Origin of the sequence: Mycobacterium sp. (assembly GCF_040509115.1) — a bacterium.
Taxonomy (GTDB): Bacteria; Actinomycetota; Actinomycetes; order Mycobacteriales; family Mycobacteriaceae; genus Mycobacterium.
On record NZ_JBEVLO010000282.1, the window covers coordinates 1 to 12,182 of the forward strand.

Here is a 12,182-nt window from a genome sequence, read left to right on the forward strand (position 1 = left end):
AATGCTAAACCGAACCAAAGGACGACGATGATCAAAAACGGCACCCGCCTGCGAAGCCAAGTCTGCGAAACGCAGGTCATTGTGGTGAAGTCTGCCCCCAGTCTGGCCGAACTCCGCGCCGGGGGCGCACCGATGGTGCCCATCGACGTCGAGAACGCCGACGAGATCACCCTCGATCCGGCGTTCTCCGGCGGCACCATCATGGGTAAGCGTTACGTCGACGAAGACGGCGCCGAGGTGCTGGTGACCAAGTCCGGTGCCGGCGCCCTCAGCGTGGGAAGTGACTTGATGAGCCTCAAGGAGGCCAAGCCGTTGCCGGCGAGCGACTGAGTGGGAGGTAGGCAGAGTCATCCACTGCGACCTCAGTTCTGGTGAAGGGGCAACGCCACCTCGATCGTTCCTGGCCCGACGGTGATGCCGTCGGTATCCTCGGTGCGCACAGAGAGGACGACGATGCCATCCCTTCCTCGATAGGAAAGTGCTTTCGGATATTCCGCCGACAGAATCGCCGACTTCCATTCCGTCGCGAACCGGCAACCGTCAACTAGTGTCATGGCTGGCCGCCCACGGCACATGAGCTATCGGCGAACTGACGGTGGAGTTCGCTCACTAGGTCAGCGACTGTCGGCACATCGGTGATCCCCGAGACACTGTGCCCGCCGCTCCAGATCATCTTCCACGGCTTGATATCTCGTGGAATAGTTGGTCGCCCGGCCGCGTCCAACGGTGGCAGGCAATCCGGGTCGATGCCGTAAGCGACGAGTGAGGGTCGCAGGAAGTTTCCGGCGATGCCGCAAATAGCCGCGCTCCAGACGATGTCGGCCAGATCGGCTTCGACTAGCATCTGTTTGTGCTCGGTGACAACGCCGGATTCCTCCGTGGCAATGAATCGGGTTCCCGCACAAGCCATATCAGCTCCTAATGCAAGTGCAGCGCGGATACCGCCGCCAGTGCACACACCGCCAGCCAGCTGGATCAAACCATCGAAGAAACTACGGACACGCGGAACGAAAGCCATCGGTGACAGCTGGCCGCCGAGCCCACCGGCGCCGGCGCACACCAACATGAGCCCATCGACGCCCGCCTCGACCGCCCGCTCGGCCTGAGCTACCGACACGCAGTCGTGGATGACGAGCCCACCCCAGTCATGCACGCGCTCCACGACGCTACCGGGATGACCGACGTTAGTGGTCACTATCTCAACGCCGTGGCGGCGGCAGAGATCGAGTTCCTGGTTCAACAAGTCGGCCGGTTTGGCGCTGGAGACGTTGATGTTGACTGCGAACGGCGCATGGTGAACACCTGTCGGCGCTCTGCCGTCCCGCTGGGCGTCGGCAAGTCGATGAAGCCACGTGTCGAGACCGTCAGCGGCCCATGCGTTATGAGTCGGGAAGCAGCCAACTATTCCGGCGGCGCAGCAGGCTGCAACCAAGTCCGGTGTGGACGCGATGGACATCGGCGCGGCCATCAGGGGCAGCCGCAACCGGTCGAGCAGTTCTTCCTTCTGCATGTTGGGCTGCCTCCTCCACCGGACATTCGCAACCTAGTCCAGCCCGATCTAGATAGTCAACCTAGTGCAATAGCTCGAAGCCGCGGGCCGGCCTGGGTAGCATCACCGGGATGCCCTCGACCCACAGTGTGCTGCGCGACCGCTGGTATCGCGAAGGATGGTTTTCTGGGCAGACCCTCCTTGACGCCTTCGCCGCCGGCGCGCAGGTTCACGGCCGCACCCCGGTGACTTTCGTCGGCGGTGATTTCGACGCCAGTCTCACGGTGGCGGAGATTCGCCGCGATGCCCTGAACTTGGCGGCCAAGCTGCAGCGACTGGGCATAGGCCCGGGAGACGTGGTCGCAGTGCAGGTAACGAACCGCCCGGAATGCCCGGCGATCTACCAGGCAGTGCTGCTGTGCGGGGCCGTCCTGGTCCCGATCGTTCACATCTACGGAACGGCCGAAGTCAGATTCATTCTTACCGAGTCGGCGGCGAAGGTGATCGTCATGCCCGAGCGGTGGCGTACAACCCGTTATCATGAACGCGTACAGGAACTTTCAGAGATTGACACGCTCGGGCAGATAGTGCTGCTGGACGCCGGGTCCGGAGCTGGCTACCGCACGTTTTCTGAACTGCCCGGGTGTGCCGAGGATTATCAGCCTCCCGCGGTGTGTTCAGATGAGGTCTGTCTTGTCTTGTATACCTCGGGGACCACCTCGGCGCCTAAAGGAGTTCAGCACACCCATAACACGGTGCTCGCCGAGCAGCGCACTATGCCCGCGTTGTTTGCGACGACCGACGATACGACGTTGGTGACGTTCCCACCGGGTCACATCGCCGGTGTGGGCGCGGTTTTGCGGCCCTTGCTCTCGGGGGCTCGAACAGTGTTCCTCGACAGCTGGGATCCGAAGTTGGCATCGGACATTGTGCAGCGGTTCGCCGTCACCAATACCGCGGGCGCACCCTTCCATCTTGAAGGCATCCTCGCCTGCGGTGACATCGCCCATAAGCTGGCCACGCTCGATGAATTTCTAGTCGGGGCAGCGCCGGTCTCGGAGGATCTGCTTCGACGAGCAGCAGCCGCGGGCATCACCACATTCCGCAGCTACGGAGCGACGGAACACCCCACCGTTACCGGTGAGCACCTCGGGGCGAGTCGCTTAGCGCTGCTGAGCACCGACGGCAGGCCGATGCCGGGATCGGCGGTGCGAATCGTGGGTCCCGACGGCGCTGATTGTGCCTGCGGCGTCGACGGGGAAGTGCTAGTCCAAGGCCCCGAACAGTTCGTTGGCTACCAAGATGGTGCGCTCAACGCCGTTGCGTTCACCGCCGACGGCTGGTTCCGCACCGGCGATCTCGGGCACCTCGACATCGACGGCCGGCTGGTGATCACCGATCGAATCAAAGATGTCATCATCCGCGGCGGTGAAACCATCTCCTCGGCGCAGGTCGAAGAGGTCCTCTACGCCCACCCCGCCGTGTGCGAATGTGCAGTAGTTGCGGCGCCGCATCCTCGCTACGGCGACGTGGTCGCGGCTGTAGTGGTCCTCCATCACGGTCGAGCACTGGATCTCGACGAGGTCCGCGCTCACTTCGCGCTGTCGGGATTGGCGCGCCAGAAGACCCCCGAGCACCTTGTCGTCGTGGACGCATTGCCGCGAACGCCGCTGGGGAAAGTGCGCAAAGCAGACTTGCGTGACGCACATTTCAGTTGGTGACCGTGTTGCCGTGCGACAGGTTCCGGGGATCGCTCAACATCGCGGTGTCAGAAACAGTACCCATTGCAAAGCTTACTAAGTAATATAGCTGGCCGCAGTGAGCCACAGGGTGCCCGAAGGAGGAGGCCGATGTCCGCTGACCGCATCCTCGCGCTCAGGGCCCAGCGTCGTGCCGTCCTCGAGTTCTGCCGAGGACTCACCGCCGACCAGTGGCAGACTCCCAGCCGCGCCTCGGGATGGCTGGTGCGCGATGTCATTGCCCATATGGGAGCTAGTTGTCGAGTCATCTGGAGTCGGCAGGTCGTCGATGTTCTTCAGTCCGCAGATACCGAGCGCGATAATGAGGCACTGGTGCAGAACCGGCGAACCTGGCCGATCAACCAGGTGATCGGCGAATTCGCCCGCTGGAGCAGGGTAACCGCAGCGGCGATGAATCTGGCTGCCCGCGGGCCGATGAACACGATGACAGTCCGATCTGGCAGCCTCGGGCGCTACCCAGCGTGGCTGCTGCCGTCCACCTTGGTTTTCGACTGGCACGTCCACCTATGGCACGACATCGCCCCGGCAGTGGACAAGCCCGCACCGCCGACAGACGCCCGCCGGCTCACCGCGACGCTGGAATGGATGCTGGCCGGGCTCGAGCAGATGAACCGGGACAAGATGGGCTGGGTCGATCGTCCGTTGACGCTGTCCCTGGCCGGCCCAGGCGGCGGTACGTGGACAGTTGCCCCCGCAGGGGATGGACTGTTACGCGTCACGCCGGGCCGGTGTGACGCGGCGGCAGCGACGGTGGCCGGCGAGTCGATCGACTTCCCCGCCTGGGCCACTGCTCGCACGCCCTGGCGCACAGTCGATCTGGGCATTACCGGCGACGATCTCTTCGCATCTCGGTTCCTCGATGCGGTCAACATCATCTGACCGGTAATCGAGACGGTCGGTCAAAGCAGACAAAGGAGTCCTGTGGATCAGATCCTCGCCCGCGATTCGGGCGGCGTGCGGGTGGTGACGCTAAACCGTCCCGACCGAATGAACGCGTTTACCCCGACTGGCTATCGGGACCTGCGGGTAACGCTCGAATCTGCTGACAGTTCCCCCGATATCAGGGTGGTCGTCATCGAGGGCGGCCGGCGGGCCTTCTCGGCGGGTGCCGATCTAGCCCATCTTCGTGACGACGCCGAAACGCAGGCCATGAAACGGGAATTCGTTGGCCTACTCGACGCGCTGACCGCGTTCTCCAAGCCGTTGATCGCCGCCGCGGCAGGCGCTGCGGTCGGCTTCGGCGCCACGTTGTTGCTGCACTGCGACATCGTGCTGCTGGAAAACGAGACCCGGCTGCGATACCCGTTCGCCGCCCTGGGCACGGCTCCCGAAGCCGGGAGCAGCTGGCTGCTTCCCCACATCATCGGAACTCAGCGTGCGATGGAGCTGATCCTGTCGGGTCGCTGGGTCACCGCCGCAGAAGCAATCGAGATGGGACTAGCCGCGCTCAGCCATCCGTACGATGAGCTCAGCGCTGCGGCCGTCGAGCTGGCACGCACCATTGCCGGCACCCCCGGCTCAGCTGCACTCGTAGCTAAAGCGCTTCTGCGCGAACCGATGCGGTCCCACATCAGGGACGCGGTAGCCCGTGAGAACGAGGCGGCCGCGCTGCTGGCAGCATCTGTTGGCGCGCCTGGGCTGACGGCGGGCCGCTAGGTTCGCACCGCTGGCTGGGTACCGGTATCCGACAGCGCCAGCAACCCGCCCTCAACCACCGAACGCAGCGTTCCCAGGTCGATGCGCCCCTCTTCTGCAGCGGCCACGCACGCGGCGACGTCCTTGCGCAGGAAGGGACCCGCACCGGCTTCAAATGCTTCCAATCCACCCATACGGCCGATATGCGATGACGCCTTACTTCCCCCACTGCAAACAGCTAACGCCGCTAGCAGCCGGGTGCTGTCAACACCAAGTTCAGTGCCCAGCGCCGCAGCAGCGGCGACCAGCTGGGCGTTGGCCGCGAACAGCAGATTGTTGATGAGCTTGATATCGAGGGCAGTGCCCGCGCTGCCTGTTGCGATGATGGGGTCGGCATAGGCACTGATCACCTGTGTCACCCTTTCGACGGCTTCCTCAGGTCCTCCGAGCAGGACCGTCAGCTTGCCCCGCATGATGTCATCGGCGGTACCGCTGACGGGAGCATCGACGGTGTGCGCGCGAGATACCCGCGCCACTTCGGCCAGTGTGGACCGCGAACCCGTCGTGTGCGAGACAAAGATACTGTCCGGCTTCTGTACAGCTGCAAAACCGTTCGGGCCCAGCCCGGCGTCGCGCAATTGCGCATCGGAGAACAGGCAGGAGATGAACAGATCGCTTTGGCTGGCGACTTCGCCCGCCGAGTCGGCCAGGTGTGCTCCCAGACGGTGCAATTGGTCGCTGATGTCGGATCGACGGGTGTAGACGAGTACTCGATGACCCGCAGCGAGAAGACGTGCGACCATCGGCTGGCCGAGCTGACCCGCACCGATGAATCCGACGGTTTCGGTCATCGCGGCGTGCCAGCCCGGCCGAACTGCGCCCCATGAGCTGACAGTTGAGTCTTGCAGTCGACGATATCGGTGAACAGCACCGTCTTCATCCCCAATTTCGCGGCAGGAACGAGGTTTTCAGCGAAATCGTCGATGAAAACGATGTCCGCTGCAGGGCACCCGAGCCGACGTACCAACTCCAGATAGATCGCCTCGTCGGGTTTGCGCACACCGATGATGGCCGAATTCATGATGAAGGCAAAAACGCTCGAAGGCAGATTGTCGGCATACCACTGCTGATTGTCGGCCACATTGTTGGTCATAACGGCGACAATATGATGCTCCGATAGCGCCGCGGCGAGGTCCATCATGTCGGGCAGCAAGGGTCTGACTGCTACCAACGCCGCACGGATGCGTTCGAGATCGATCGCAACCCCAGCGTCGTGCAGAATGCGCTTCGGTAGGCGCTGGAAAAATTCCTTAATTTCCATCGCTCCGATTTCGACCTCAGAGAACTCCGGGTCGCCGCGAAAGTACCGTGACAGCGTGTTCGCCGGTAGTCCCAGTTCCCGGCCGTAGTTCTCCAGCTCGACGAACGGCGGCCCGGACATGACCCCGCCTACGTCGAAAACGATCGCCGCCGGCTGAGGTGTCCTCACCAGGTGTAGCTCGGGTCGGCCGCGCCGCCCTCGACGAAAGTGTCCTCCCAGAGCGGAAACTCGCGGGCGATTTCCAAAATGTGGCTGGGGGAGAAAGCTACCCGCCGATGCTGAATCCGCCACCGACCGCCCCGCTTCTGGAGATGATCCAGGTATCGGACCCGGAGCACGACCTCTTGATTGCTCCTTCGCCCGGACTCATCATTCTGGCGACAGAATGCCAGGCAATAGGTCTCGGCGTGGGCGGCATTGCCGTGGAGCTCTACGAGTTGCGTACCGTTGTGATGCATCCAGTGTTGTCCCGGCTTCTCCCCTGAACGCATGAACTCGATGAAGCCCGCCACCGGCCCGTTATAGGACCCGTATTCGGTGACCGCGTCGTGGTGGAACAACGACGCCAGAAGCTCATGGTCGTGCCGGTCGATGGCACGCGGGTACAGGTCGAGCACCCGTCGGATGTCACGCTCGTCGAGGAGCAGCTGCACCTCGTTTCTATCGAGAGTCATTCAGCTCACCGCGCCGTCGCCGGTCAGGTGGACCGCCCGTTCAGGGCACAGCGATTCGGCTTGTTCTGCCACCGAACGCTGCGATTGCGCAACCTCGCCGGTTCCAATGACCACGCCGAACCCGCGCTCGTCGTCTTCAACGAGGTCAGGGGCGGTGTAGTAGCACAGTCCATGGCCCATGCAGGTCTTATCATCGATTGTCAGCTTCATCGCATCCTCTCGGGGGTGAACACCAGTGGCAGATCAGCCAGGTGATAGGTACCTGTGGGCCAAGCGATCCGCGGCTCGAAACCGTCCCTAATCCGATATTCGGGGATCCGCTTGTGGAACTCTTCGACGACAAGCCGTAGCTCCCGGCGGGCCAGGTGGGAACCGAGGCAACGATGGATTCCACCGCCGAAAGTCAGATGCCCGCGGCCGGCCTGCGTCAGATCGATCTCATCCGGTGCCGCGCCACCGGCGGTCTCACGGTTGGCGGTGGCCATCACAATGCGGACCTTCGAACCTTCAGGAATGGTGACGCCGCAGACCTCGACGTCGCAAGTGGTCTGGCGTGACACGTGCGGGGCGGGTAACTCCAACCGCAGAATCTCCTCGACAAGGGGGTTCGCCAGTGCTGGATCGGCGACGACGGCCGCCTGCAAATCGGGTCTGCGAGCGAGGTGATAAAGCGTGAAGCCAATCGCACCGGTAGTGGTGTCCAGCGCTGCGATGACGAACAGGAAGCACATACCCAAAATTTCGGCGTCGCTCCACTTGTCGTCACCAGAGAGCGCGATGACGCGGCCAATCATGTCATCTGACGGATTCGCGCGTTTGTAAGCGAGGTGTTCCTGGAGGTAGGCGAACAGCGCTCCTGCCGCTCGGCGCTGAGCGGGAACAGCGTCACCGACCAAACTCGACGACGTCAGAATATCGGACCATTCCCGGAACTTGTCGCGATCAGTGACGGGAAGTCCGAGCAAGGTCAGCAGTACCTGAGCCGGGTACAGCTCGGCCAGTTCGGAGATGGCCTCACATTCCCCGCGGTTTGCGAACCCCTCGATGAGCTCCCCGACCTGGGTACGGAGGCCATCCTCCATCGCGTTTACCACCCGTGGAGAAATCATCGGGTCCAGAATCTTGCGGTAACGCGCATGGTCGGGTGGATCAATCATCAACGGCAGCATGGGAACTGGGTTGCCGAGGTCGCGGCCCCTGGCCGAGGAAAAAATCTCGGGGTGGTGCTGTGCAAAGCGGACGGCCTCATGGCTGGTGAGGTACCACACCCCGTCGGCCTCATAGACGTCGCCGCGGGACCGGATGTAGCGCCATCCCTGCGAACGATCCAATGCCATCGGAGCACGCTCGTAGAACGTGACCGCCTCGTGTCGGACATCATCGACCGCCATGACTCGCCTCGCTTCGTTATCCATGTCATCGTGCATTCCGCTGCAGCGCAGGGTTATACGTGGCGACCTGGAGAGGTCACACCGCCAGATAGTCGCTTGGCACGAGATCCGTTACATCGGTGCCGGTCATCAACTTTCGCGGCAATGTGGTGTCCCAGTAGTCGGTCCAGCGAGCAATCTTGCCCTCGTGCACCACGAAGGTGCCCATCACCGGAACACCCACCACGTCGCCCGCGGGAGTTTTGATCATGTCGAGGCGTTCGGTGAGCACGGCAGTACCCGAGGCGGCGATGTTGATCAACTCGTAGGCGTACGAGTCCGGAAACGCCGCGAACTGCTGGGCAAGATTGGTGGTGATGGCGTCGACGCCCACGGTGGCTGGCGTTCCGACGTTTTGGTACACAGCGTCGTCGGTGAGGTAGGGGCGCAACAACGCAGGGTCACGCTCCTGCATCAGCCCGCAGAACGTCTCGACAACCTCGATCGGATCGGTCACAGTGCGCACCCTTCGATTGGTTGGCCACATAACATTTGGGCATACAGCCAGAATGTATTTCACCTACAGACTGTATGGGAATATACTGAGCGCGTGCCCCGAGGTCAACAGTCGCAGTCGGTTGCGAAAAGTCCCCGCGCAGTGCAGGCCGAGGCCACCCGCGCGGCGCTCATCGCGGCAGCGAGGCGGCTCTTCGTTGAAAAGGGCTACTTCGAGACGGCCACCGAAGAGATTGTCACCGCTTCCGGGGTGGGAACACGAGGCGCGCTTTATCACCACTTCGGCGATAAGAGGGCGCTGTTCCAGGCGGTGTTCGAACAGGTCGAAGAAGATCTTCTCAGTGCTGCTGGAGGCGGTGAAGCCAGCGGCGATGCACTGGGCAGGTTGCGATCTGGACTGCTGAGGTTTCTCGACGCTTCGTTGACGCCCGAGGTACAGCAGATCTTGCTGATCGACGGTCCGGCCGTTCTGGGCTGGCAGATCTGGCGTGAACTGGAGGGGCGCTACGGTGTTGGGCGTATCCATAGTCTGCTCGAACGCGCGGTTTTGGAGGGGTCTCTGCCTGCTCAGCCGCTCATCGTGTTGGCCCACGTGTTACTCGCCGCGGTCGACGAAGCCGCGCTGGTGATCGCCAACTCACCCGAGCCGGCGGCCGCACGCGAACAGGGCATCGCCGCGATCACCCTGCTCTTATCGGGGCTAGGCAACACCGCAAAGGCTCGCTGACTCTCCTGCCGGGCCCGGGTCGCACTGTGTCAATCAGCGTGCCGCTGTTGACACCGCGGCGGCGGTTTGAACATACTGGCTGTATGCGAATTGCATACTTCTAGTATGCGGCGGCGCCAAGTATCCGGCTGATGTCGACGCGGATTCGCTCAGACCGATCAAATTGTGGTGGCGAAGGAGTGGATTGTGGGGGAGCCCGACGACGTGGTGCAGGCGATGGTCGACAACTTTGACCACCACCACCCGGAGTTCGCGCAGCAGGACCTACCGCAGCGCGTCTACGCTGAGATGCGGGAAAACTGCCCGGTGAAGTGGACGGGTGCCCAAGGTGGGTTTTGGGTCACCTCGAAATATCGCGACATCGACCGTGTCGCCAACGATCCGCAAACGTTTTCGTCTGCGTTGGGAAATCTTGTGCCGCACGGTCCCGACGCGCTACCCGAGAGGGAACGCGCCGCCCTGCTCGAAGGTGGTCGCGGTTCGGCGCCGCCGGTGTTCTATGACCCTCCGCTACATAGCGCGTATCGGCGGGCGTTGAACCCGCTGTTCACTCCCAAAGCCGTTCGCGTCCGTGAGGATTACATCCGGTCTGTCACTGACGAGCTGATCGATTCGTTTATCGATTCGGGGTCGTGTGAGATCGTCGGTGCGTTCTGCGCGCCGGTGCCCGCGATCGTGGTGCTCGACTGGCTTGGACTGCCCACCAACGGTTGGAAGCAGTGGTCAGATGCGGTCTTGGCGCAATTTGAAAATCCGGGCCAGTCGGGTCCGGATTCTTCCAAGATCGACCTGCCGGCCGTGCTCGCCGAGGTCCAGGATCGTCGCAAGAATCCCCGCGAGGATGTGCTGACCGCGCTGTCACAGACCGAAGTTGACGGGGCACGCCTCAGTGATAGGGAGCTGTTGCAGATCGTGGCGGTCATCATTTTCGCCGGATTGGACACCACCACCAACGCCGTTGCCAGCTCGCTGGTCGAACTGCAGCGCCATCCCGATCTTCGCGCCGAGCTGGCCCATACACCAATCGATGACCCGTTGTGGGGCAATGCTATTGAGGAATTGCTTCGGTATGTGTGCCCGGTCCAGGGTTTTCGCCGCACAGCCCGCGCTCAGGCTCAGGTCGGAGACGCGACCATCAACCCGGGGGAGCGGGTTTTCATGCTGTGGGCATCAGGCAACTTCGATGAAGACATTTTTGACGATCCCACGAGACTTGACTTGCATCGGAACAACAACCGGCACATGTCCTTTGGGCGTGGTATCCATCGGTGCCTGGGCGCACACCTCGCGCGTCTGGAGATGACAGTGATGCTGCAACAAATTTTGCATCGCATTCCCGAATACGAGATCGACGAGGGGGCGCTGCAGCTCCATCCTGACGTTGGTCTGGTCTACGGGTTTGGTTCGGTGCCCATGCGGTTCCGCGCTCCCGCCGCCGCGAAGTGACTAGGGTGCCTCAACTAGGCTTGCGCTGGGTGTGCGATGGGTTCGCGATGCCGGAGTCGCCGGTGTATGACGCCAAGCGCGGATTCATATACGTCTCCAATATGGTTGACCGAGTCATTCCGCCACCCGAGCACGGCAACGGTTTCCTGACCAAACTCGCAAGCGACGGGACCACTGTTGAATCGCGGTGGGTCACCGGCCTCAACCAGGTGAAAAATCTTGCGGTACAGCGTGATCACCTGTACGCGGCCGATTCGCAGGCATTGGTTGTCGTCGACATCGAGGCGGCATCGATCGTCGCCCGCTATGTCGCGCCGGACTCGATGTTCATCGACGGTGTCAGCGTGCACCCTAACGGTGATGTCTATGTCAGCGACCTCGGCAAGAACATCATCTGGCGGTTGACCAGCGACGGCGACTGGGCGCCATGGCTGGAATCTGCTCTGCTGCACCATCCCGACGGACTAATCGCAGAACAGGACCGACTGGTGGCCGTAGGGTTCGGCGGACTTGGGCCGTTCCGCACCGACCCCGATGAGCCCGACGCCGGTTACCTCAGCGCCGTCGACCTCATCGATCGCACGGTCAGCCCGATCGGCGACGGCAAACCGATCGGACACCTCGACGGGCTCGCCGCGCATCCCGCCGGGGGATACCTCGCCACCGACTCCATTAACGGGGCTCTGTTCACAATTGACGGTGCCGGCACTACTTGCCTCGTCCACGATTTCCCCGCCAACTCCGGCCCGGCTGACATCGACGTCATCCCCGACGTAGGAGTGGTGCTCGTGGCCATGCTCTGGGAGAACTCGGTGCAGGCCTTGGAATTGCCTGATGCCACAGAAGGAGCCGAACGGTGACCAACACGGCGAAAGTCGACGGCCTGGCCATCGACTACACCGACACCGGAACTGGCCCGACCATTCTGTTCGTCCACGGCGTCTATGTCACCGGTGCGCTGTGGAATGACGTCGTGCAGGAACTGGGGCGCGGCTACCGGTGCGTGGTGCCCACCTGGCCATTGGGGGCGCACAGCACCGCCACCGACGGCGCCGAGTTGGGGGCAGAAGCCGCCGCGCGCCGCGTCGTGCACTTCATGGAAACACTTGACCTGACCGATGTCACGGTGGTGGCCAACGACACCGGCGGCGGTCTGGTGCTGGCCGCTCTCGGTGATCCCGGCCTGGACACGTCGCGGATCGGACGACTCGTTCTCACCAATTGCGATAGCTATGAACACTTTC

At 62.6% G+C, this 12,182-nt stretch carries 16 protein-coding genes; 8 read left to right on the forward strand and 8 right to left on the reverse strand.

Annotation, left to right across the window (positions count from 1 at the left end; all coding sequences use genetic code 11):
- Positions 1–27: 27 nt before the first annotated feature.
- The gene (locus ABW137_RS19225) at positions 28–330 is read left to right on the forward strand and encodes a hypothetical protein (protein WP_526402868.1); all 303 of its coding nucleotides are present in this window, start codon (positions 28–30) and stop codon (positions 328–330) included.
- A gap of 32 nt (positions 331–362) precedes the next feature.
- Here ABW137_RS19225 and ABW137_RS19230 read toward each other — a convergent pair whose 3' ends face one another.
- Together ABW137_RS19230 and ABW137_RS19235 are read right to left on the reverse strand one after the other, a co-directional pair.
- Positions 363–554, reverse strand: coding sequence for a hypothetical protein (locus ABW137_RS19230; RefSeq protein WP_526402870.1), 192 nt, complete (start codon positions 552–554; stop codon positions 363–365).
- A complete protein-coding gene (locus ABW137_RS19235; RefSeq protein WP_526402872.1) occupies positions 551–1,510 on the reverse strand; it encodes an NAD(P)H-dependent flavin oxidoreductase in 960 nt (319 codons plus the stop codon). The genes ABW137_RS19230 and ABW137_RS19235 overlap by 4 nt, the downstream gene beginning before the upstream one ends.
- Positions 1,511–1,620: 110 nt before the next feature.
- Between ABW137_RS19235 and ABW137_RS19240 the strand changes: the two genes are divergently transcribed.
- The 3 genes from ABW137_RS19240 (at position 1,621) to ABW137_RS19250 (ending at position 4,905) form a co-directional block, all read left to right on the forward strand.
- A complete protein-coding gene (locus ABW137_RS19240; protein WP_526402874.1) occupies positions 1,621–3,210 on the forward strand; it encodes a class I adenylate-forming enzyme family protein in 1,590 nt (529 codons plus the stop codon).
- Positions 3,211–3,339: 129 nt separating this feature from the next.
- Positions 3,340–4,128 (forward strand): maleylpyruvate isomerase N-terminal domain-containing protein, encoded by a 789-nt coding sequence (locus tag ABW137_RS19245; RefSeq protein WP_526402876.1) that lies wholly within the window; start codon positions 3,340–3,342, stop codon positions 4,126–4,128.
- Between the two features lie 42 nt (positions 4,129–4,170).
- Positions 4,171–4,905, forward strand: coding sequence for an enoyl-CoA hydratase/isomerase family protein (locus tag ABW137_RS19250; RefSeq protein WP_526402878.1), 735 nt, complete (start codon positions 4,171–4,173; stop codon positions 4,903–4,905).
- Here the strand turns inward: ABW137_RS19250 and ABW137_RS19255 are convergent.
- From ABW137_RS19255 to ABW137_RS19280, 6 genes are read right to left on the reverse strand one after another with little or no spacing between them, the layout of a single operon-like run.
- Positions 4,902–5,735 carry an NAD(P)-dependent oxidoreductase gene (locus tag ABW137_RS19255; protein ID WP_526402880.1) on the reverse strand — a complete coding sequence of 278 codons (834 nt, stop codon included), beginning with the start codon at positions 5,733–5,735 and terminating at the stop codon, positions 4,902–4,904. The two genes, ABW137_RS19250 and ABW137_RS19255, sit on opposite strands and share 4 nt — an antisense overlap.
- Positions 5,732–6,325 carry an HAD-IA family hydrolase gene (locus ABW137_RS19260; RefSeq protein ID WP_526402882.1) on the reverse strand — a complete coding sequence of 198 codons (594 nt, stop codon included), beginning with the start codon at positions 6,323–6,325 and terminating at the stop codon, positions 5,732–5,734. The genes ABW137_RS19255 and ABW137_RS19260 overlap by 4 nt, the downstream gene beginning before the upstream one ends.
- Positions 6,326–6,369: 44 nt before the next feature.
- A complete protein-coding gene (locus ABW137_RS19265) occupies positions 6,370–6,879 on the reverse strand; it encodes a nuclear transport factor 2 family protein (protein WP_526402884.1) in 510 nt (169 codons plus the stop codon).
- Positions 6,880–7,089 carry a ferredoxin gene (locus tag ABW137_RS19270; protein WP_526402886.1) on the reverse strand — a complete coding sequence of 70 codons (210 nt, stop codon included), beginning with the start codon at positions 7,087–7,089 and terminating at the stop codon, positions 6,880–6,882.
- The gene (locus tag ABW137_RS19275) at positions 7,086–8,306 is read right to left on the reverse strand and encodes a cytochrome P450 (protein ID WP_526402888.1); all 1,221 of its coding nucleotides are present in this window, start codon (positions 8,304–8,306) and stop codon (positions 7,086–7,088) included. The genes ABW137_RS19270 and ABW137_RS19275 overlap by 4 nt, the downstream gene beginning before the upstream one ends.
- A gap of 40 nt (positions 8,307–8,346) precedes the next feature.
- A complete protein-coding gene (locus tag ABW137_RS19280; RefSeq protein WP_526402890.1) occupies positions 8,347–8,829 on the reverse strand; it encodes a limonene-1,2-epoxide hydrolase family protein in 483 nt (160 codons plus the stop codon).
- A gap of 78 nt (positions 8,830–8,907) precedes the next feature.
- On the opposite strand from ABW137_RS19280, the gene ABW137_RS19285 reads away from it, so the two are divergent.
- From ABW137_RS19285 to ABW137_RS19300, 4 genes are all read left to right on the forward strand, one after another.
- Positions 8,908–9,492, forward strand: coding sequence for a TetR/AcrR family transcriptional regulator (locus ABW137_RS19285; RefSeq protein ID WP_526402892.1), 585 nt, complete (start codon positions 8,908–8,910; stop codon positions 9,490–9,492).
- Positions 9,493–9,678: 186 nt separating this feature from the next.
- Positions 9,679–10,938 carry a cytochrome P450 gene (locus tag ABW137_RS19290; RefSeq protein WP_526402894.1) on the forward strand — a complete coding sequence of 420 codons (1,260 nt, stop codon included), beginning with the start codon at positions 9,679–9,681 and terminating at the stop codon, positions 10,936–10,938.
- 101 nt (positions 10,939–11,039) lie between these two features.
- A complete protein-coding gene (locus ABW137_RS19295) occupies positions 11,040–11,798 on the forward strand; it encodes an SMP-30/gluconolactonase/LRE family protein (protein ID WP_526402896.1) in 759 nt (252 codons plus the stop codon).
- Between the two features lie 23 nt (positions 11,799–11,821).
- The coding region (locus ABW137_RS19300; RefSeq protein WP_526402898.1) for an alpha/beta fold hydrolase at positions 11,822–12,182 on the forward strand (361 nt) is incomplete at its 3' end.